Genomic DNA, 20,825 nt, shown 5'->3' with positions numbered 1-20,825 from the left:
GATTTTGATTCCTTCCTAAGTTCTGCAAACGCTATTCTCTATTTGCTTTTGTCAGGTGCCGGAGGTATGGGGGGAATTCCCTTATAGTTCTTTATCTGTTCAAGAATTACCTCGATGGCTTTGTTCAACTGGGCGTCTTCGCCCATGTATTCTTTATAGGGATCATTGTCCACTTCAATATCGGGATCAACTCCATGTCCTTCAATAATCCATTCGCTTTTTTCGGCTGAATAGGAGGCAAATTGCGGAATACGCAGGTCGGCTCCGTCGATAAACGGAAGAGGTCCGGTAATCCCGACCACGCCGCCCCAGGTGCGTTTACCGATGATTGTACCCAGGTTATGTTTCCTGAAGGCATATGGGAACAAATCGCCGTCAGAAGCGGAATAATTATCGATCAGAAGGACTTTGGGGCCCAGAAAGGCTTCTCCCGGTGTATAGCGAGGTACGGTGACATTGCGTGTCATATTCGAGCGGGTAACCTGCCGGCTCAGACGGTCTATGATCATGGGGGATACATTTCCTCCGCCGTTTCCGCGGTCATCAATAATCAGACCCTTTTTGGCAAGCTGGGGATAAAAATATTTGGCAAATTCATTCAGTCCTTCAACTCCCATATCGGGAATGTGCAGATATCCCACCTGTCCGTTGGTTTTTTCATTCACCAGCCTGATATTCCTCTGAACCCAGTTGTAATAGTACAATGAGGCTTCATCATCGATGGGTGTCACAAGAACTTTTCTGCTTCCTTCGGCAGAAGGTTTGCTGTTCACCGTTAGTTCAACAACTGTGCCTGATTTGCCGACAAGGAAGGAGTACAGGTCATTTGCATTCCTGACGTCATTTCCATCAACGGCAAGAATAAATTCATTTTCCTTTACTTCATTTCCCGGTTCTGTAAGCGGTGAGCGCAGTTCTTTGCTCCAGTTAGCTCCCTCCAGAATATGGTCAACCCGGAAATAACCGGAAGCATCCTTGCTGATTTTTGCTCCCAGCAGACCCGTCTTAATGCGGGGAGGTTTAGGCATTTCCCCGCTGTTGACATAGGAATGTCCTACTGTCAGTTCACCGATCATTTCCCCGATGATGTAAGTAAGGTCAGCCCTGTGGCGCACATAAGGAACCAGAACCGCATATTTATCATGCATTTTTGGCCAGTCAACCCCGTGCATATTTTCTACGTAAAAGAAATCCCGCATCTGCCGCCAGCTTTCGTCAAAGATCTGCTTCCATTCCCGGGCATAGTCGGTCATTACCTTCATGTTGGACAAATCAACGGTTTCTTTTAACGTAATAGGTCCTTTGGGAAGGTCGATAACTGCATATTTGTTACCCTGGGCTACAAGCATTTTCTTATTGTTAGAAGAAATTGTGTAACGGTAATTGCCAAGTTCGGTTTCTTTTTGCTCCTTCAGGTCGTACATCTTCAGTTTCATTCCGTCCTGCCTTCTTCCTTCCCCATATTCATTATAATATACAATTCCGTCGACACAGGATACATTGCCATAGTTGCTGGGATCAACCGGCAAGGAAAGGATGCGCTTTTCGATGCCGTCAAAGTCAATCTTGACTGTTACAGCTGGTTTTGTTTCGCCAGCCCTGGTTTCTTCGGTTTTGCCTTTTCCTTTGTCTTTCCCTTTTTCAGGTTCTTTGGCAACTGCTGAGGGCTGAGTTTCCTGAATTTTTACTTCGTCATTCTTCGGGGCAAATGGATTGGGCGTATCACGCGATAGCAGCACAAGATACACTCTGGTCATGTCGGTATAGGCATGATTCCATTCGGTCTGGCTATAGATTGGATTGAAGTCGCGGGCTGAGGTAAACACAAGATATTTTCCGTCGTTCGAAAATTCAGGCGAGGAAGAACTGAACCAGTTATCAGTAACATCATAGGTTTTGCTGGTTTGCGTATCGAATATCCGGATAACCGTGTTGTCATTTTCTGTTTGCTCGGTATAGGTAATATAACGGCTGTCAGGCGACCAGGCAAACTGATAGATGGTTCCGTATACAGCCTGCCGCACAGGCACTACCTCACGGGAATCAATATTCACATAACGAAGCCGGAGTTTGCGGTCGTTGAACAGTATCTTTTTGCTGTCGGGCGACCAGGAAATGTTAAAATAATAGGTATCTGCGCCTTTGGTGAGCTGTACCGGTTTTTCCGTACCATCTGACCTTCGGATGTAAATCTCAAATTCTCCGCTTTCATCCGATATCCATGCAATATATTTCCCGTCAGGCGACCAGTTTGGATTTCGTTCATGCACTCCGGGGGTTTGCGTAAGGTTGCGGGTAATTCCTTTTTTAGCAGGTACGGAGAATACTTCTCCCCGTGCTCCGAAAAGAACCCTTTCACCGTCCGGTGAGAGGTCCGCTGTACGGATGCTCTGCGATGCGTCTTTGATTTCATTTCTCGCAAACAGGTCATCATCGGCGATTATCACCGGAATTTTTTCCGTATTCCGGGTTTTAATGTCAAATGTGTAAAGATAGCCTCCCTTTTCAAATACGATGTAATTGCCTCCTAAGCTCGGAAACTTAATATCATAGTCGGTAAAGTTGGTGACTTTCGTTGTTTGTTTTGTGTCAAGATTATATACAAAAAGGTTCATCGTCCGGTCCCTGTCGGATAGGAAGAATATTTCCCGTCCGGCCCACATGGGAATGATGTCCTGATGCGGATTGTTGGTGATATTTTCTATCTGGTGGGTTTCGGTATCATAAATCCAGATATCATCGGCCATACCTCCCTGGTAATATTTCCAGGTGCGAAATTCCCTGAATACGCGGTTCAGGGCAAGTTTTTTGCCATCCGGAGACCATGAGCAGAATCCGCCGTTAACCAGGGGCAATTCTTCCGATAATCCCCCGTTGACAGGTACATTGAACAAAGCTCCTCGGAAAGAATTGAAGGATTGTTTCCGGGAGCGGTAGGTTATATATTTTCCGTCTGGTGTCCACCCGAAAACAATATTGTTCGGGCCCATACGGTCGGAAACATCATCGCGGTCCAGCGTTGCTGTGAAGGTGAGACGTTTCGGAATGCCTCCCACGGATGGTATGACGAATACTTCCGTATTCCCGTCGTATTGACCGGTAAAAGCTATCGTTTTTCCGTCAGGGGAAAAGCGGGGAAACATTTCATACCCGACGTAGCTGGTCAGCTTGCGGGCTATTCCACCCGTGCGGGCTACCGTATAGAGGTCACCTCCGGCTGAAAAAACAACCTGATCACCATGAATGGCCGGAAAACGAAGTAACCTTGCTTCATCCTGGGCCTGCAGTGAAAAAATAAAAACTCCCGGAAGCAGGAGTAAAAACAACAAGAAACGTTTCATAAAAACAAAGTTTAGAAATTATTGGCTTTAAAAGTACATTGAAATTTCATTTCTGCATATGATGAAAGTCCTTATTAACGGATTTTAAACTTCTTTGTTCAGGAAGCAGGTTGTTTGGCGGAGAAAATGCAGGTTCTTCTTTCTGCAATCAACCATTTTTCAATCATTCTGTTATATTTGTGGAATGAGCAAAGAAGTATGAATTCGTCAGCGCGCTCTCTGGTTAGTGTATTCATTTTGTTTCTGTTCTTCCTCAAAACATTTGGCAGAACCGGGAATTCCGATATTCTTATGCCGTACCAGCGGCACGATCCTCCTTTTCTTGAAACGAAATCGGCGTGGGTTGATTCCCTTATGTTGCGCATGTCGCTGGAGGAAAAAATTGCCCAGTTGTTCATGATTGCGGCTTATCCTGCCAGGGATTCAACGGAGGCTGACAGAGTGGAACAGCTTATCAGAAAATTCAAACCGGGCGGCATAGTATTTTTCCAGGGAAATCCTGAAAAACAGGCAATTTTTACTAACAGGTTCCAGGCAGCAGCTTCAGTGCCTCTTCTTATTGCCATGGATGCCGAATGGGGTCTGGCCATGCGCCTCGATGGCACAGTCCGATACCCTTACCAATTGATGCTGGGTGCCGTCGAAAACGATCATTTGGTTTATGAAATGGGTCGTCAGATTGCTTCCCAGCTCAGGCGCCTGGGTGTGCATATCAGTTTTTCTCCTGTGGTTGATGTCAATGTCAATCCCGATAATTCTGTTATCAGCATACGCTCTTTCGGAGAAGATCCGTTTAAGGTAACAATGAAAGGCATTGCCTATGCCTATGGTATGCAGACCGAAGGCATTCTGGCCGTGGGAAAACACTTCCCGGGCCACGGCGATACCTTCCTTGATTCGCATCTGACTCTTCCCGTGATTTCCTGTTCTCGTCAGCGACTCGATAGTATAGAACTGTTCCCTTTCAGGTATCTTATTCAGGCGGGAATATCAGGTATCATGACGGCCCATCTTTCCGTGCCTGCCCTTGATACAGCAAAAGGCAAACCTGCCAGTGTATCTCCCTTGATAACAGGCAACCTTCTGCGGGAAGAACTGGGATTCAAAGGCCTTGTTTTTACCGATGCCCTTAATATGAAAGGGGTGGCAGATAAATATGCTCCGGGCGAACTGGAAGTGAAAGCTCTGATGGCAGGGAACGATATCCTTCTAATGCCTTCGGATGTGCAGGTTGCTTTGAATGCCATAATGAAAGCTGTAGCCGATAGCCTCATTACAGAGAAGGAGATCAACGAGCACTGCCGTCGCGTTCTGATGGCAAAAGCCTGGGCTGGACTGCAGACCTTCCGCCCCGTTGATACATTGCATCTAACTGCTGACCTGAACAAACCACTCTATGAAGTCCTCTGCCGCCGACTCATCCGCGAAGGTATGGTGCTGCTGAAAAACGCAGATTCCCTTCTCCCTATCAGAGTGCTGGATACATTGCGGATAGCTGCCGTTAATATTGGGGCAAAGGATACATCAATCTTCCAGAAAACACTTGCCTTGTATGCTCCGGTCGATTTTATTTCGGTTGCTCCAGATGATTCTGTTCACGGCATGGATTCTTTGTTTGCGAAGTTAAATCCCTGCAACCTTGTTGTTCTTTCTTTTTCAAATACCGATATCCGGCCGGCCCGCAACTTTGGGTTCAGCAGTTTCCTGATCCGTTTTGCCGATTCATTGTTCATCCGGAAGCCCTGTCTCGTTTCGTTTACGGCAAATCCATACGCCCTGAGGTTGTTCCGGAATATCGACAGGGCAAAATCGGTTCTGCTTGCATTCGACGATGATCCTCTTATTCAGGACCTGTCGGCCCAGGCAATTTTTGGAGGGGTAAGGATAAACGGCCGGCTGCCTGTTACAATCAATGATTCTTTCAGGTATGGTTGCGGACTTGATACTCCCGAACCGGTAAGGTTTTCCTATATAATCCCTGAAGAGATCGGGATTTCCCGCGACAGCCTCGCACGTATCGACAGCCTTGCAAACGATATGATCCGTCAGCAGGCAGCCCCCGGATGTCAGATATTTTGTGCCGTAAAAGGGAAAGTTTTCTACCGGAAATCCTTCGGCTTTCAGACTTATGATTCTGTGAAGCAGGTCAGCAATGAGGATTTGTATGATCTGGCATCGGTAACAAAAATCTCTGCCACCCTGCCGGTTGTAATGCAACTTGCCGACCGAAACATCATCAGCCTTAAGAGGTACCTTGGAAACTATCTTCCCGATGTCAGGGGAACCAACAAGGAAAAGCTTGTTCTTGAAGATATCCTCGCCCACCAGGCAGGGCTGGAAGCATGGATTCCTTTCTATACTTTTACATTACAGCCTTTGATACCCCATAAACCCCTGTTTTCTAAAACATGGTCGGAAGACTATCCTTTCCGGATTGAGAAAAACGTTTATCTCTTTTCGCATGTTGGTTATAAACCAGGCATTTACCGGCACGATTCTTCCGGTGTCTACGGTATCAGGGTTGCGGACCATCTGTGGCTCAACAATTCCTGGAGAGATACGATTTTCAGGCGCATCTATGAATCTCCCGTAAGCAAAAAGAAAACCTATGTTTACAGTGACCTCGGTTTCATCCTTCTTGGCAGGATGGTTGAATCGGTTACAGGAAAGCCATTACAGAATATTGTCCGTGAGAATTTCTACCGGTCATTGGGAGCATCAAAATTATTATTCAACCCTCTGACAAAATTTCCACCTGATCAGATAGTTCCTACCGAAAATGACATATTCTGGCGAAGGCAGCTTGTTCACGGATATGTTCATGATATGGCATCGGCCATGCTGGGAGGAGTGGCCGGGCATGCCGGTCTTTTTGGAAATTCCAATGACCTGGCCAAGCTGATGCAGATGTACCTGAACAGAGGAACCTATGGCGGCATCCGTTACATGGATTCAACAACCGTTGATTTGTTCACTTCCTGCGTGTTCTGTAAAACAGGTAACCGGCGGGGGCTGGGATTTGACAAGCCACTGATCCGTCCGAACGGAAATGGTGGCCCGGCCTGCCCGGAAGCATCTCCCCGCAGTTTTGGCCATAGCGGTTTTACCGGAACTTACACCTGGGTTGAACCTGATAACGGAATGCTCTATATTTTCCTTTCTAACCGTGTTTATCCGTCGATGGACAATGGAAAACTCATTGACATGGGATACCGGACCCGTATTCATTCTGAATTTTACAGAGCTCTGAAGAACGCTTCGCCTCCTTCCTTTTAACCCGGATGGAGCATTAGGAGTTTAAACGAGCTAATGCTCAGTGGGTTGACTTTTCGCTCAGGCATCCGGGTTAACCCCGCCGAAACGCAGTGAAGGCGGCCCTTGTGGCACATTGCGCAGTTTTCAACCCGGATTGAGCATTAGGAGTCAAAGCGAGCTAATGCTCAGTGGGTTAGCCTTATGGGATGGCATCCGGGTTAACCCCGCTGGAACGCAGTGGAAGCGGCCCCTAGGGCACATTGCGCAGTTTTTATTGCGCAATGTGGGTTAAATTGCGCAATGTGGGTTTAACCATTAATCCTAGGGCTGTCTTAGATTACGATCTGCTATTTTTCACTACTTTTGCATTTCAAAATTCCGAAAAATGAAACCTACTCATATCGAACACATCGGTATAGCTGTGGAAAGCATTGAAACCGCCAGAAAATTCTATGAACAGGTTCTGGGCCTGGAGTGTTATGCAATGGAAGAAGTTCCTGACCAGAAAGTTAAAACAGCTTTTTTTCGCCTGGGCGATACAAAAATCGAACTGCTTGAATCCACTGACCCGGAGGGCCCCATCGCAAAATTTATTGCGCGGAAAGGCCCCGGCCTCCATCATATTGCCCTGGCAGTTGAAAATGCCAGCGAAGCACTTGCCGAGGCCGCTTCCTCCGGTACGGAACTTATCGATAAAGTTGCCCGAAAGGGAGCCGAAAACCTGAATATCGGTTTCCTTCACCCTCGCTCTGCCGGAGGCGTTCTCATCGAATTCTGCAGCAAATAGCCGGAAAGTATTCTGGTATACTTTTTGCAACCTTCAGTCTGAACTTTCGTAAACGTTTTATGTTAACATAATGCATGTGACTGACATTGTTAAACTAAATTTTATACCTATGAGAAAAAACAGTTTAGTTCTTTTTGCCGCCTTTGCAGGCATGGCCGCTTTTGCTTTTACTTCCTGTTCTAACGATACAACGGGAACAGGGCCTGTGATCACATTTCTGAATAACCAGACCGAGGTTACTCTCAGTGCCGGCCAGACCAGTTATACGGTTGCCGGGACTGTGACGTCGGATGCCGGCCTTAAGGAAGTTAAATTCTTTAAGGTGATGGGTGATAATGAAACCCAGGATGGTCAGGCTGTAACAAGTTTCTCCGACAAGAACAATTATCAGTTCCAGCATGAAGTCACGGGAATCACCCAGGAAATGAAGCTGAAGGTTACGGCTACCGACAAAGATGACATTACCAATTCAGCCAGTTTTACCATTAAAATTCCTGCTGCCCCGGCGATCCAGACCTGGACCGGCAAAACGCTTGGAGCTCAGGAAAGTAGTACCGGCAGTTTCTTTGCATCGGTTGATGGTACAGTAATGACTCTTAACCAGGCAACATCCAATCAGGCCAAGGCCGATTTTGCCTATTATTACGGAGATGTTAACCTGGCTACCCTCGCCGCACCTGATGATGCCAGTCTGAACGGTGGAACCAACAATTTTACATGGTGCCAGAGCTGGACGACAAAGAATCAGACCCGTTTTGACCTGACAACATTAACAGCCGCCGAATTTGATGCAGCCACTGCCGCCACCATCAATGCACTGGCCAATCCGTCCTCATCCAAGGTTACTTCTCTTGCTCAGGGTAAAGTAATTGCGTTCAAAACTGCTTCCGGCAAGAAAGGTCTTATCAAGGTTGCTTCCATTACTACCGGAGCAAGCGGCTCGATTACACTGGACGTGAAAGTTCAGCAATAGGCAGAATCTTATTGCAATATTGAATTAAAAATCAGCCGGTTGGAATGCGCTTTCCGCCGGCTGATTCGTTTTAACCCGGTTTAGGTACTGAAAATGTAAAATCAACAAAAATCCGGAATATTTTATGGTTTGCTCTTCAGCATCCTTACATTGGGCAACAATCATTACATTTGTTCGAATTCTTTTTCAGTATGGAAAAACAATCATTCTCTGCTGGTAATGCCGGGCCGGAGGTTCGTTCCGACTGCCGGGTTACCTATACCCCTTCAGATGAACCTCTTTCGGTGACTATCAACAGCAAAGTTGTTTCCATGTACGGAAATTCCATCCGTGGTCAGATCATGGAAATCCTTTCATTTTATGATATCCGTTCGGGGAATATTCTTGTTGAGGACAGCGGTGCGTTGCCGTTTGTCATTGCGGCGAGGACGGAAGCATCCATTCGTATGGCCACCGGAAGTGCTAAGGAATTTATCCTCCCGAAAATACAAAGTGCCATGGAGCCCCCCATGCGTGACCGGATGCGGATGACGCGCCTCTATGTGCCGGGGAATACTCCTAAACTGATGATAAATGCCGGCATACACCAGCCTGACGGTTTGATTCTCGATCTGGAAGATTCCGTTGCCCCCGAAAAGAAATTTGAAGCCCGCATTCTTGTGCGAAACGCCTTGTGTCAGGTCGACTTTTTTGGTGCGGAGCGGATGGTGCGCATTAATCAATACCCGGCAGGACGTGAAGACCTGGCAGCCATATTGCCCCATAATGTTCATCTGATCCTGCTGCCCAAAACAGAATCAGCCGATCAGGTAAGGGAAACGGAAGAATTTATTAAAGCCTCCGGATTGATACCCGACGGCAGATTACCCTTCCTCATGCCCATCATTGAAACAGCTCTTGGTATAGAAAACGCGTTTTCCATAGCCTCTGCCTCCGGTATGGTGGTTGCCATGGCAATAGGCCTTGAGGATTATACCGCCGATCTGGGCGTTGTCCGTACCAAAGAGGGGAGCGAATCGGTATGGGCGCGTCAGCGACTGGTCAATGCCTGCAAAGCGGCCGGTATCCAGGCCATCGATTCCGTTTTTTCCGATATTGACGACAGGGAAGGACTGGTTGAGAATGTGAGCAAATCGAAAGCATTGGGGTTCGATGGAATGGGGTGCATACATCCCCGGCAGATTGAAACCATCCGTAGCGGATACCTGCCCGGGCAGGATGAAATTGAAAAAGCCCTGCGGATTGTTGAAGCCTATAACCAGGCGCGTGAACGCGGACTGGGAGTGGTGGCACTGGGTAGCAAAATGATCGATGCTCCGGTGGTTCACCGCGCACTCCGCACCATTGACCTGGCCCGGAAATTCCATTTGATTGACAACAATAACGTGGAAACCCATTCCGGAAAGGAATGATACCAACTGCCATACTTTACCAACCGTTCAAAAAAGTAATTCCATGACAGATTTTGTAACAAATGCCGCCGGAAGAAAGGTTCCCCTCCTGGTTAATGGCGAAGAAACGATCCCTTACAAGGGTGTTGGCAAACACCGGCCCAAAGGCAGAAAATATGCCCCGCCGGTTCCGACCAATATTGATTATCCTGAAGACGGGAACAAGCTGGTTGCTGATCTGAAATCAGCCCTGTTGAAAAGCGGTATTAAGGACGGGATGACGATTTCTACGCATCACCATTTCCGCGACGGAGACCTGATAGCTCATGCCGTCTTCACTGCAGCAAAGGAGCTGGGAGTTAAGAACCTTCGCTGGTTTCCTTCAGCCTCATTCCCCTGTCACGGTTCGCTGATTCCCTATCTGGAAGATGGTACCATCCATCATATCGAAGGCAGTATGAATGGCCCTCTGGGACGTTTCACCTCCGAAGGGAAGATGAAGGGAATTGGTGTTCTTCGGTCCCATGGCGGCCGATATCAGGCAATTCAGGACGGGGCAGTGCATATCGATATTGCTGTCATCGGAGCTCCTGCCGCTGATTCATTCGGTAACGCCAACGGATTGTACGGCCCTTCTGCCTGCGGCCTGCTGGGATTTGCCCTCGCTGATTCACAATATGCTGATAAGGTAATTGTGGTAACCGACAACCTGGTGGAGTTTCCCTGCATCCCATGGCAAATACAGGGAAACTATGTCGATTATGTTGTTGTCACCGACAGAATCGGGATTCCTGAGAAGATTGTTTCCGGAACAACGCAGGTTACAAGGAGTCCCGACAGGCTTTATATCGCCGAACTGACGGCCCGTTTTTGTGAAGCCACCGGAATCATTCATCCCGGATTTTCTTTTCAGGCAGGAGCCGGAGGAACAGCTCTTGCTGTCAGCGAATATTTCCGGAAAATCATGAGGGAAAAAGGTATTAAGGCACGTTTTGCCCGGGGAGGAAGCAATAAATACCTTGTGGAAATGCTTCAGGAAGGCCTTGTCGATTATATTCTCGATGGCCAGACGTTCGACCTCGACGGGGTTAAGTCCATGGCCCAGAATCCCAGGCATGTCTGGACCAGCCCGTTTACCAGCTACAACTACCACAGCAAGGGAAATTTTGCCGGATTGGTTGACGTGGTAATTCTGGGTGCAACGGAGGTTGATCTGCAGTTCAATGGCAATGTGGTTACCCATTCCGACGGTTACCTGTTGCATGGAATAGGGGGCTGGCAAAATTGTCTGTTCTCAAAAAATGTTATCCTTCCCGTCCCACTTTTCCGCGACCGGATTCCTGTCATTGTGGATGAAGTTACAACTCTCTGCGGCCCGGGTGAACTGATCGATGCCATTGTTACCGAACGCGGCATTGCTGTCAATCCTCTGCGCGAAGATCTTAAACGCGATGCTCTGAAAGCCGGATTACCCGTAAAATCAATTGAACAACTTAAGGAGGAGGCTGAAAAAATCTGCGGTAAACCTCAAAAACCTGTATTGACTGACAGGCCGGTGGCCGTGGTCAAATGGGTTGACGGTACTGTGCTTGATACTGTATTTCAGGTGGGTTCCTGAGACCGCTTAATCGGTTTTATCCATTTCAAGCCCTTCCGTATCTTCATACCATACGCGGAGTTCAACGCTATCGCGCAAATAATCCACATCCCCGGTTTCGATGCGTATGATCGGTAATCCGGTGCGGTTTTTAATATCCGCATAGAGTTCCTGCCGTTTTTCCGGCCTTATCAGATCAGGCTTTTCATAAAGAATGTTCTTGAAGGCCTCTTTCTTTCTGAGCCAGAACCTTTCTCCTATTAAGGCAATCAAAATGATGGTTAAATTGGTCAGAAACAGTTCGGCATAGCTTACTTTCTTGTTGGCCAGGGCATTGATTACACTGACCCCGATGACCAGAAACAAATAGGTCATTTCTTTTATGGGTACCGTGGTAGTACGGTATCGGATAATGCCAAAAATCGCGAACAATCCGAGGGCAAAACCAATCTGCAGTTTCACGTTGGCCAGAAGAAAACAGATCAGAAATACAAGAACAGCCGTAATCAGATAGGAAAAAAAGTAATCTTTTCGTCTGGTGACCGGGAAATAAATGTACCTGACAACGATGACAACCGTCACAAGGTTCAGTAAAAGCCTGAGCGTAAGCTCAAGCAGAGCTGGCAAATCAACCAGTTCTATTCCAAAAATTTCAACTGACAGGATTCTCATAATGGGTTAAAATTATACGGTTAATCTTTCTGAGCTTCTGCTTGAAACGATTTTTTCTGACATCAGGGTATAAACTGGCAATGCCTGTACAGTATTTGGAAATACTTGTACTTCGTATATGAAACCCCCGCAGGAGGTTCTGACAGCTTGGCCGGCGCAGTTCCTTTGAGAACTTGAATTCTGCGATTACAAGAGGAGAAAAATCTTTTTTTTCGGTTCCATTAGTGAAAAAAAGCCCGTAATCAAACGTAGCTCTCTCTTCCAGTACCTTGTTAACCAGTGTGATACGGTAATAGTATGACCTTATTTTTTCTTCAAGCTCTTCGGGATGGTATGGTGAATTATGGCAAAGAAATTCAGAATACGAGGCAAGGTCTGCCGCAAGGTCAGGAATTTCGACCCGCTTTTTTATTACCTTCCCGGTAACAATTCTGTGCTTTATTTCCAGAAAACAGGCCGACGTGGAATGGTATTTGCGAAGCCGGATTTTGTATCTGTCTCCGGCACCATTGTGATGGGCCAGGTAAGTGGAAAGGGCAGGGGTATCAAAATAGACCGATTCATATAACTGAACGGCCTGATTTCCGGCTACCATAAGGTCAAAATCTTCTTTTAACAGAAACAGTATTTCAGGCAAAAGTCTTGCCGGGAAAATATACTTTCGTTCCATCCTTTCTGCCAGGGAGGCCCTCATTACCTCTTCAAGCGATACGGTTTGGTAATCTTCCAGGACACTTTCGGGCAAAAATGCGGTCATTGCAATCAAAACATCTAAAACATTTTGGTAAAAATAACATAATCTTTTCTTAACATTTCATCCGAACAAAATTGATTTTCAAAGGTCGGATAGCCTGCCCCGCCAAAGCGGGGGAACACCCATGATTTGAATATTGTTAATTGGAGTTTGTGTTTACAAATCATGGGTGTTTCATAAAGACTGCCAAAAATCGATTAATAAGTTTTTTCTCCGGCAATCTGTCTGATTATTTTGAAATTGAATCAGGTTTTGGTTCATAGAGCTGAATCCCGGCCTGAAGTCCGAAATAGATGATTTCAGATTTTTTTGCATTTTTAGGGTGATTTTAACCTGGAGTCCATGACAAAATATCGTTGTACTGTGTGCGGCTATGTTTATGATCCGGAGGAAGGAGACCCGGATAGCGGAATTTTTCCCGGTACCCCGTTCGAAGAAATACCCGACACATGGCATTGCCCGGTTTGCGGCGTATCCAAAGCCGATTTTGTTCCTATGGATTGAAATGTAATGTTTCAGTCAGAAATTGCATTCCGCCCTCACACGCGGAACAATCTATCTTACTGGCAATGTTTTCAGAATCTCCAGGAGCAAATCCCAGAAATTTTTTACGCTGTTTATGTTGACCCGTTCGTCGGGAGAATGCACACCTTTTATTGTGGGGCCAAAGGATATCATATCCAGCCCGGGATATTTTTCGAGAAAAAGGCCGCATTCCAAACCGGCATGAATAGCTCTTACAACAGGCTCCTTCCCGAACAGGCTCCGATACGTTGATGATACGTGCTGAACGAGCGGAGAATCCGGTTTGGGTTCCCATCCGGGATATCCTGTCGAATGCTCTGTTCTGGCTCCTGCCAGGTAAAAAACACTTCTGACCTGGCCTGCAATATTATATTTGGCTGAATCAACCGAGCTTCGCTGACTGGTCGCTACCACAATCTTGTTTCGGATTTCTTTAACCGACGCCAGATTGGTTGAAGTTTCCACCAGCCCGGGCATGCTCCGGCTCATCCGCTGAACTCCATGAGGACATGCGTTCAGTGCATGAATCAGCTTCTCCTGAAATTCTTTTGCGAAGGCAACCTGACAATTCTCTTCTTCCTGCCATGAAAGGTTCAGGTTGGGATCAGTATCCTTAAATTCCTTTAAGAATATATCTTTCCATTTTATAATTTCCTCCACAAATTTGTCTTTCTTACCGGATGGTAAGCAAACTTTTGCCATAGCTTCCCTTGGTATAGCATTATGCTGGTGGCCACCCGAAAAAGAGCTGATCCGTGCATTCAGGCTTTGTTCCAGCTCACATAACAGACGGGCAAGCAGTTTGATGGAATTGGCATGGCCCTTGTCAATCTCATCCCCTGAATGGCCGCCCGTCAGTCCGGAAATAAAAATGGTATAGCAACAGTATCCATCGGGAACAGAATCGAATGAGGGGGCAAATTCTGCAATCGTGTCAATTCCGCCGGCACATCCTATAAACAATTCACCTTCATCTTCCGAATCAAGATTAATGAGTATCTTTCCCGAAAGCAGGGTATCATCCAGATTTCTGGCACCCGTGAGTCCCCGTTCTTCGTCAATTGTAAACAGCAATTCCAGCGGACCATGCTGGAGTTGTCTGTCTTCCAAAATGGCCAGCATAGCCGATACACCGATTCCGTTGTCGGCACCCAGCGTAGTTCCTCTGGCTTTTACCCATCCATCGTCAATGTAGGTTTCAATCGGGTCTTTGTAAAAGTCATGGTCGGTACCCTTGTTTTTTTCGCATACCATATCAACATGGGCCTGCAGGATTACCGTTGGAAAAACCGAATACCCCTCGGAAGCCTTTTTATAAACTACCAGATTTCCTGCCTGATCAGTCCTTGACGGGAATCCATTCTTTTCAGCGTAATTCCGGATCATGGCAATAACATCAGCTTCATGGCCTGAAGGTCTTGGTATTTTACAGAGTATCGAAAACCATTTCCAGATGCCTTCCGGTTGAATCGCTCCAAAATCTGACATTTTTCATCCCTCCTTCCTAACAAAGGTGCAATTATAGCAATTATTCTTCCGACCTTCAGCAGAAAATTGAATTTCTATGCTGTATAACAACCATCAATTTTGTTGCTCAAATACGCTTTCATATATTTTTACAGTAATAACCTGAACCATTTAATAACGGATGCATATGGCAAAACAAAAAATCGTTCTGTTACCGGGTGATGGCATCGGAAAGATTGTGATGGAACAGGCTGTCCGTGTTCTTGATGCCGCAGGATTTGATGCTGAATACATAACAGGTGACATCGGCTGGGAATTTTGGTGTAATGAGGGGAATCCTCTGCCTGATAGAACAATTCAGCTGATCAGGGAACATAAAATTGCTTTGTTCGGTGCCATTACTTCAAAACCCAAAGATGAGGCTGCTGCGGAGCTGAAACCCGAACTGCGCGATAAAGGCTTTGTTTATTCGAGCCCCATTGTCGGATTGAGGCAAAAATTTAACCTCGATATCTGCATCCGCCCCTGCAGGTCATACAAAGGAAATCCCCTGAATTTTGTGAGGCGTCGCCCCGATGGCTCTGTCTATGAACCCTATGTTAATGCCGTCATTTTCAGGCAGAATACGGAATGTCTTTATTCGGGTGTTGAATGGACCGATCCTCCCGACCAGGTATATCAGGCACTCTGCACGCATCCCAAATTCAGGGAGAATTTCGGGAATGTGCCTAAAAACGAAATTTCCCTCTCCGTAAGAATCTTTACCCGGCGTGCAACCGAAAGAATTGTCCGGGCTGCATTCGAACATGCAAGAAAGTACAATTATCCTTCGGTTACTGTGTGTGAAAAACCAAATGTTATCAGGGAAACCTCCGGACTTATGCTGCGGATTGCCAAACAAATCCAGAAAACTGAATATCCTGAAATTGCGTTGTGGGATACCAATATCGATGCACAAATGATGTGGCTGACCAAAAACCCCGAAGATTATGGGGTTATTGTTGCCGGAAATATGTTCGGAGATATTGTTTCGGATGGTTTTGCCGGATTAATCGGGGGATTAGGATTCGCCGCCAGCGCAAATCTTGGAACAGAAGTGGCTGTCTTTGAACCTACCCATGGTTCGGCACCCAAATATGCCAACTACAAGATCCCCATTGTCAATCCGATTGCAATGATCGAAGCAGCATGCCTGATGCTGGACCATCTGGATGAAAGAGACCTTTCATTCCGTATCCGGAATGCTGTCAGCAAAGTAATTGCCGAGGGGAAGGTTCGCACCTACGATATGCTGATGATGAAAGGCTCGCCTGACGTGATTGCACAGGGAGCCGCTTCTACCGTGCAAATGACTGATGCTATCATCAATAATCTTTAGAAATATGGATTTAACCGTGGTATATAATCTCTGGCCTGAACTGGAATGGATATCCGATCGGGAACTTCGGCAGAAAATAGCCGAGACATGGGCTCTCGCTTTTTCCAGAAGCTCCCTTTCCCCCGACGACCTGGAAACCATTCCTTTTACTCTTCTGGTGCCTGATTGCAGTGTATCGTTCATGACGCACAAAAGGGCAGTGGTACACCTGGCAAAAAAGGCAGGCGAAGAAATCATCCGTTTCTTCGGCAAGGATTTGCCCGTTAATATGGATACCCTTATTGCAGGAGCTATTCTGGCCGATGTAGGCAAACTTCTCGAATATGAAAAAAAGGACGGAAAAATTGTTCAGGGCGCCTATGGCAAGTATCTCCGACATCCATTCTCAGGTGTGGGATTAGCTGAAGCCTGCGGTGTACCTGCCGAAGTGACACATATTATAGCCGCCCATGCCGGAGAAGGAGACCTTGTTAAAAGAAGTGTGGAGGCCACTATCGTTCATCATTGCGATTTCATGACATTTCTTCCTTTCAAAGACCGTTTGAAATAGACCATCGCATTGTTCAGAAGAATCCAAAGAAAGCAGAATATCCTTTCCATCAACCGGTTGGTGCTCATATCCAAAGGATGTCAATATTTTTCCTGCCGGTAACATTAACTGAGATTAGTCAATAGAAACAAAAAAACATTTAAACAACTTGTTTCTGTTGACTTATCGAGGTAATCCCGACGTGTAAAATCGGATTAGATTTTGTTAGTCGATTCGTTAATTGAGTTTTTCAATTGACGAATATAGGATTAAAATAGCGACGTATTTCGCTTACTGATGATTGTTTGAACAAAAAGCGTTTTTGAATTGTATATGGGTTTGTATATTTGACCTATGATAAAGTCTTTTTTTGGGCTGTTAATGACGTTTCTCCTCCTGCCTTTTGGGTCAAGCGGCCAGGAACTTATATCCTCAGCGTGTTCATTGCCCCGGATTTTTGATTCCGATTCGGTCCTGAACATTATCATTTTTGCCAATTATGATTCGGTGCTGAATGATCGTAACGGAGACCCTGTCCGGCGTCCGGCCAGGCTGAGATACCTGGATGCATGCGGAAATGTGCACATGGTGAGCGCATCGATTAGTGTCAGAGGCAAATTTCGCAAGCGTCCCGAAAACTGTTCTTTTCCTTCCCTTCGACTGTATTTTGAACCGGACAGTGTAAAAAATACCATCTTTGAAGGTATAAGGAGCATTAAGATGGTGGTCCAGTGCAGGCCCGAAAATGTTCAGTTTGAACAGTATGTGATAGGAGAATACTTGTTATATAAATGGTATCAGAAAATTTCAAGATATGCCTTTAATGTGCGGCTCATCCGCTGTACTTTTTCCAATCTCGGAGGCTCATTTCCCGCTTTTGTAAGATATGCTATCCTTCTCGAAACAAAAGGTTCGTTTGAAAAAAGAATGCAGGGGAAATTCAGAAACGCCAATGAAATACATCTTGCTGAACTCGATCAGGAAGAATATAAAAAGCTTTGTTTTTTTCAGTATATGATAATGAACAACGATTGGGCCGCTTCCATACTTCATAATATTGAAATATTTGAACCCGGGTACAGTAAAAGGCCGGTCGCAGTTCCGTTTGATTTTGATTTTGCCGGTATTCTCGGTGTACCCTACCGAATCCCTTCTGCCACAAATGATACGATTCTGCAACCAACCAGGGATTTTAAAGGAACCTATTCCTCCCGTAAAGAAGTGATTCAAACCATCAGGTTTTTCAATAAAAACAGAAGGTTTTTTTATGCAAGCTTGTCCAAAAACCCTTACCTGAGTGAGACAACCAAAGGAAAAATGGCGGCCAGTCTCGATGAATTCTATTTTACCATTAACTTCCCTCCGTACAGAAAGAAATACATTTTTCACAAGAACTAAATCCTTGAGGGGTAACCTGTTGATATTTTTTTGCATACTGTTCATCAATTCGATTATTTTTGCGGCCAGTCAGACAGCAGTAATTTTGTATGATTTTGATTAAATTGATGCATTGTGGGTAGGGTAGCACGCTTTTGGATATTGCTTATACTTTTGTTGCTGGCAGGTTCAGGCGACTTTCGTCTTTCCAGCAGTGCCATTGCCGACGGAAATGAACCCGGAGGTGCCTCTTCAGCGGGTATACCGGTGAGCTGGAAAATTACAAATGACTATTCCTCCTTTCCTGCTTGTCATTATATTGATGAAGCGGTGCAGCAAATTATGCACAAATACAATGTCAGGGGGGCTTCGGTTGCCGTTGCCGTAAAAGGCCGTCTTGTTTATGCAAAAGGACTGGGTTTTGCTGATGCCGAAAAACAGGTGCCGGTTTCCCCCGCTCATCTTTTTCGCATTGCCAGTGTTTCAAAACTCATTACAGCTGTTGCAATCATGAAACTGGTTGAGCAGGGAAAGGTGCGGCTCGATGACCATGTTTTTGGAAGTTCCGGGATTCTGAATGACAGTATCTATCGAATTTACAGAGACAAACGGTACGAAAAAATAACCGTTGACCATCTCCTGCGCCATGTTGCCGGTTTTAGCACGCGTTATGGCGATCCGGCCTTTAATCCTGTAGCTGTTGCCAAAATTCTTCATAAGGATCTTCCCCTGAAATCGTCTGATCTGATTGTTTTTGCCCTGCATTATCCACTTGCCTCGTCCCCGGGGCATCGTTATGCGTATTCCAACCTGGGGTATATCATTTTGGGAGAGGTGATCGAGAAGGTTACACAAATGCCCTATGAACAGTTTGTTCAGACGCAGATTCTTTACCCACTTGGTATATACGACATGCATATAGGGAAGAGCTTCTTTGCACAGAGATATCCCAATGAGGTAAAATACTACGAGCAATATGGACCAAGGCTTTCTCCTGCCGTTGATGGCAGCGAAGAGCAAGTAGAACGTGCCAACGGTGGCATTGATATTCCTTTGCTTGGGCCTGCCGGCGGGTGGATAGCCTCTTCTCCCGAGCTGGCCATGCTGATGCTTCGCATTGACGGATTTCCTGAAAAACCTGATATCCTTAGTTCTGAATCAATAGCCGCTATGACAAGCGCAGGTTATTTCGAAGATGACCTGCTGGGGTGGATGGGTAAGGATAAAGAGGACAACTGGTGGAGAACCGGAACCATGACCGGAACATTGGCTCATGTTATGCGGCGCAATGATAATATTGTATGGATTGTCATTCTTAATACAAGTTCTCCCAGAAGAAATACCCTTCACAGCGAAATTGTAAGGCACATGAATATGGCCATTGATTCTGTTCAGTCATGGCCACCATTTGATCTGCTGAATCCTCCTCCTTTTACCTCCATTTCGCCTAAGGTACCTGAAAAAATCAATTAGAATAACGGCTTTGTTATTTGTTCTGATTGGTTAGTTTTGCAGACAGCAGAATGTCCTTATGGAACGCAGGCGAAAAATTCAGGAACTTATTCATTCAGGAAAAATTCCGGTATGCGACGGAGCCTGGGGTACTTTTTTGCAGCAGCTCGGTCTGCAGCCGGGAGATTGCCCTGAGGAATGGAACCTTTCTCACCCGGATCTGGTATTAAAGGTTGCATCGGCTTATGTGGAAGCCGGTGCCGATATTATTGAAACCAATAGTTTTGGAGGTTCCCGCATAAAACTGGCACATTACGGATTATCCGAAAAAGCATACGACATCAACAGAGAGGCCGCCAGAATTTCCCGCACGGCAGCCGGAAGCCGGGTTATTGTCATGGGATCTATCGGCCCCACAGGGAAAATGCTCCTTACGGGGGATGTTACACCCGATGAACTCTATGAGGCATTCAGAGAACAGTCCATGGCGCTTGAAGAGGGTGGCGCCGATGCAATTGTTGTCGAAACCATGTCCGATCCCGATGAAGCCATAATGGCTGTTCGTGCCGCCCGCGAAAATACAAGCTGTGAAATTGTCTGCACCTTCACCTTTGAGAAAAACAAGGATGGATTGTACCGGACCATGATGGGGTACCGCCCTTCCGATATTGCATTGATGCTCAGAGATTCCGGTATAGACATTTTAGGAACAAACTGCGGAAACGGATCGGAAGGCATGATCCCCATTCTGAAGGAATTTTCTGAAACCTGGCCCGAAATACCATTGATCGTTCAGGCAAATGCAGGACTTCCTCTTATTTCTGAAGGGAATACCATCTATCCTGAATCACCCCAAATGATGGCTTCCAGAGTTTTTCAACTCCTTGACGCAGGTGCATCAATAATAGGAGGTTGCTGTGGAACAAATCCTGAACATATACGTACAATAAAGAGTAAACTGATCGGTTCAGGCAAATGAACCCTTGGTTGAATGTATGAAAGTTCAGGAAATGGAAATTATTAATGCACGGCAGATAACTCCACAGGAAATTGATAAACAGAACTTTGATGTTTTCATTTTCGCCCATTCCGGCGATGCCAGATGGTCTCAGCTCAACCAGAACTTTCCTGTCCATGCAGGCCGGCGCATATTGCTGTTGCTGAAAGATTTTGAAGACTTTTTCCCGGAGGGCAAAACCGGTGTTATTGATCTCTCCCGTACCGAAATTTATAAACTGAAAAGTACGGATAATAAAGGTTTTTTTGAATTTTTTGAATCGGTCTTGCGGGAAACGGAAAGCATCCAGCCCAAAATTCTGGTCGATAT

At 46.0% G+C, this 20,825-nt stretch carries 16 protein-coding genes; 12 read left to right on the top strand and 4 right to left on the bottom strand.

Annotated elements, in window-relative coordinates:
- Nucleotides 1–38: 38 nt before the first annotated feature.
- Entirely contained in the window at nucleotides 39–3,341 is a 3,303-nt protein-coding gene (locus GX419_08000) for a protease (protein ID NLI24629.1), read from the bottom strand.
- A 198-nt stretch (nucleotides 3,342–3,539) separates the two neighbouring features.
- On the opposite strand from GX419_08000, the gene GX419_07995 reads away from it, so the two are divergent.
- The 5 genes from GX419_07995 (at nucleotide 3,540) to GX419_07975 (ending at nucleotide 11,365) form a co-directional block, all read left to right on the top strand.
- The gene (locus GX419_07995; protein ID NLI24628.1) at nucleotides 3,540–6,617 is read left to right on the top strand and encodes a serine hydrolase; all 3,078 of its coding nucleotides are present in this window, start codon (nucleotides 3,540–3,542) and stop codon (nucleotides 6,615–6,617) included.
- 364 nt (nucleotides 6,618–6,981) lie between these two features.
- Nucleotides 6,982–7,383, top strand: coding sequence for a methylmalonyl-CoA epimerase (mce, locus tag GX419_07990; protein ID NLI24627.1), 402 nt, complete (start codon nucleotides 6,982–6,984; stop codon nucleotides 7,381–7,383).
- Nucleotides 7,384–7,492: 109 nt separating this feature from the next.
- Nucleotides 7,493–8,356: a hypothetical protein gene (locus tag GX419_07985; GenBank protein NLI24626.1), complete on the top strand. Its 864-nt coding sequence runs from the start codon at nucleotides 7,493–7,495 to the stop codon at nucleotides 8,354–8,356.
- A gap of 191 nt (nucleotides 8,357–8,547) precedes the next feature.
- Nucleotides 8,548–9,768, top strand: a complete 1,221-nt coding sequence (locus GX419_07980) for an HpcH/HpaI aldolase/citrate lyase family protein (protein NLI24625.1) — start codon at nucleotides 8,548–8,550, stop codon at nucleotides 9,766–9,768.
- A 43-nt stretch (nucleotides 9,769–9,811) separates the two neighbouring features.
- Nucleotides 9,812–11,365 carry a citrate lyase subunit alpha gene (locus GX419_07975; protein ID NLI24624.1) on the top strand — a complete coding sequence of 518 codons (1,554 nt, stop codon included), beginning with the start codon at nucleotides 9,812–9,814 and terminating at the stop codon, nucleotides 11,363–11,365.
- A 6-nt stretch (nucleotides 11,366–11,371) separates the two neighbouring features.
- Here GX419_07975 and GX419_07970 read toward each other — a convergent pair whose 3' ends face one another.
- Together GX419_07970 and GX419_07965 are read right to left on the bottom strand one after the other, a co-directional pair.
- Entirely contained in the window at nucleotides 11,372–12,016 is a 645-nt protein-coding gene (locus GX419_07970; GenBank protein ID NLI24623.1) for a DUF4956 domain-containing protein, read from the bottom strand.
- On the bottom strand, nucleotides 11,997–12,761 hold the full coding sequence (locus tag GX419_07965) for a polyphosphate polymerase domain-containing protein (protein ID NLI24622.1): 765 nt from the start codon (nucleotides 12,759–12,761) through the stop codon (nucleotides 11,997–11,999). Before GX419_07965 ends, GX419_07970 begins: the two co-directional genes overlap by 20 nt.
- Before the next feature lie 351 nt (nucleotides 12,762–13,112).
- Here GX419_07965 and GX419_07960 point away from each other — a divergent pair, with 351 nt between their 5' ends.
- The gene (locus GX419_07960) at nucleotides 13,113–13,274 is read left to right on the top strand and encodes a rubredoxin (protein ID NLI24621.1); all 162 of its coding nucleotides are present in this window, start codon (nucleotides 13,113–13,115) and stop codon (nucleotides 13,272–13,274) included.
- A 51-nt stretch (nucleotides 13,275–13,325) separates the two neighbouring features.
- Here the strand turns inward: GX419_07960 and GX419_07955 are convergent, their stop codons facing one another.
- Nucleotides 13,326–14,783, bottom strand: coding sequence for an aminoacyl-histidine dipeptidase (locus tag GX419_07955; protein NLI24620.1), 1,458 nt, complete (start codon nucleotides 14,781–14,783; stop codon nucleotides 13,326–13,328).
- Between the two features lie 166 nt (nucleotides 14,784–14,949).
- Between GX419_07955 and GX419_07950 the strand changes: the two genes are divergently transcribed.
- From GX419_07950 to GX419_07925, 6 genes are all read left to right on the top strand, one after another.
- The gene (locus tag GX419_07950; GenBank protein NLI24619.1) at nucleotides 14,950–16,140 is read left to right on the top strand and encodes an isocitrate/isopropylmalate dehydrogenase family protein; all 1,191 of its coding nucleotides are present in this window, start codon (nucleotides 14,950–14,952) and stop codon (nucleotides 16,138–16,140) included.
- 4 nt (nucleotides 16,141–16,144) lie between these two features.
- Entirely contained in the window at nucleotides 16,145–16,690 is a 546-nt protein-coding gene (locus tag GX419_07945; GenBank protein ID NLI24618.1) for an HDIG domain-containing protein, read from the top strand.
- A gap of 333 nt (nucleotides 16,691–17,023) precedes the next feature.
- Complete coding sequence (locus GX419_07940; GenBank protein ID NLI24617.1) at nucleotides 17,024–18,067, top strand: hypothetical protein; 1,044 nt, start codon at nucleotides 17,024–17,026, stop codon at nucleotides 18,065–18,067.
- Nucleotides 18,068–18,181: 114 nt separating this feature from the next.
- On the top strand, nucleotides 18,182–19,519 hold the full coding sequence (locus tag GX419_07935; GenBank protein NLI24616.1) for a beta-lactamase family protein: 1,338 nt from the start codon (nucleotides 18,182–18,184) through the stop codon (nucleotides 19,517–19,519).
- Between the two features lie 58 nt (nucleotides 19,520–19,577).
- On the top strand, nucleotides 19,578–20,477 hold the full coding sequence (locus GX419_07930; protein NLI24615.1) for a methionine synthase: 900 nt from the start codon (nucleotides 19,578–19,580) through the stop codon (nucleotides 20,475–20,477).
- 16 nt (nucleotides 20,478–20,493) lie between these two features.
- Nucleotides 20,494–20,825 (top strand): hypothetical protein (locus GX419_07925; GenBank protein ID NLI24614.1); only part of this gene is annotated, 332 nt, incomplete at its 3' end.

It is taken from the genome of Bacteroidales bacterium (genome assembly GCA_012517825.1).
Lineage (GTDB): Bacteria > Bacteroidota > Bacteroidia > Bacteroidales > JAAYUG01 > JAAYUG01.
This window is presented reverse-complemented; position numbering and strand designations above follow the sequence as displayed.

Excerpts from the sequence above, each read along its gene's own strand:
- GX419_08000 (NLI24629.1), bottom strand. The coding sequence starts at position 3,341 with ATGAAACGTTTCTTGTTGTTTTTACTCCTGCTTCCGGGAGTTTTTATT.
- GX419_07995 (NLI24628.1), top strand. The coding sequence starts at position 3,540 with ATGAATTCGTCAGCGCGCTCTCTGGTTAGTGTATTCATTTTGTTTCTG.
- mce (NLI24627.1), top strand. The coding sequence starts at position 6,982 with ATGAAACCTACTCATATCGAACACATCGGTATAGCTGTGGAAAGCATT.
- GX419_07985 (NLI24626.1), top strand. The coding sequence starts at position 7,493 with ATGAGAAAAAACAGTTTAGTTCTTTTTGCCGCCTTTGCAGGCATGGCC.
- GX419_07980 (NLI24625.1), top strand. The coding sequence starts at position 8,548 with ATGGAAAAACAATCATTCTCTGCTGGTAATGCCGGGCCGGAGGTTCGT.
- GX419_07975 (NLI24624.1), top strand. The coding sequence starts at position 9,812 with ATGACAGATTTTGTAACAAATGCCGCCGGAAGAAAGGTTCCCCTCCTG.
- GX419_07970 (NLI24623.1), bottom strand. The coding sequence starts at position 12,016 with ATGAGAATCCTGTCAGTTGAAATTTTTGGAATAGAACTGGTTGATTTG.
- GX419_07960 (NLI24621.1), top strand. The coding sequence starts at position 13,113 with ATGACAAAATATCGTTGTACTGTGTGCGGCTATGTTTATGATCCGGAG.
- GX419_07955 (NLI24620.1), bottom strand. The coding sequence starts at position 14,783 with ATGTCAGATTTTGGAGCGATTCAACCGGAAGGCATCTGGAAATGGTTT.
- GX419_07950 (NLI24619.1), top strand. The coding sequence starts at position 14,950 with ATGGCAAAACAAAAAATCGTTCTGTTACCGGGTGATGGCATCGGAAAG.
- GX419_07945 (NLI24618.1), top strand. The coding sequence starts at position 16,145 with ATGGATTTAACCGTGGTATATAATCTCTGGCCTGAACTGGAATGGATA.
- GX419_07940 (NLI24617.1), top strand. The coding sequence starts at position 17,024 with ATGATAAAGTCTTTTTTTGGGCTGTTAATGACGTTTCTCCTCCTGCCT.
- GX419_07930 (NLI24615.1), top strand. The coding sequence starts at position 19,578 with ATGGAACGCAGGCGAAAAATTCAGGAACTTATTCATTCAGGAAAAATT.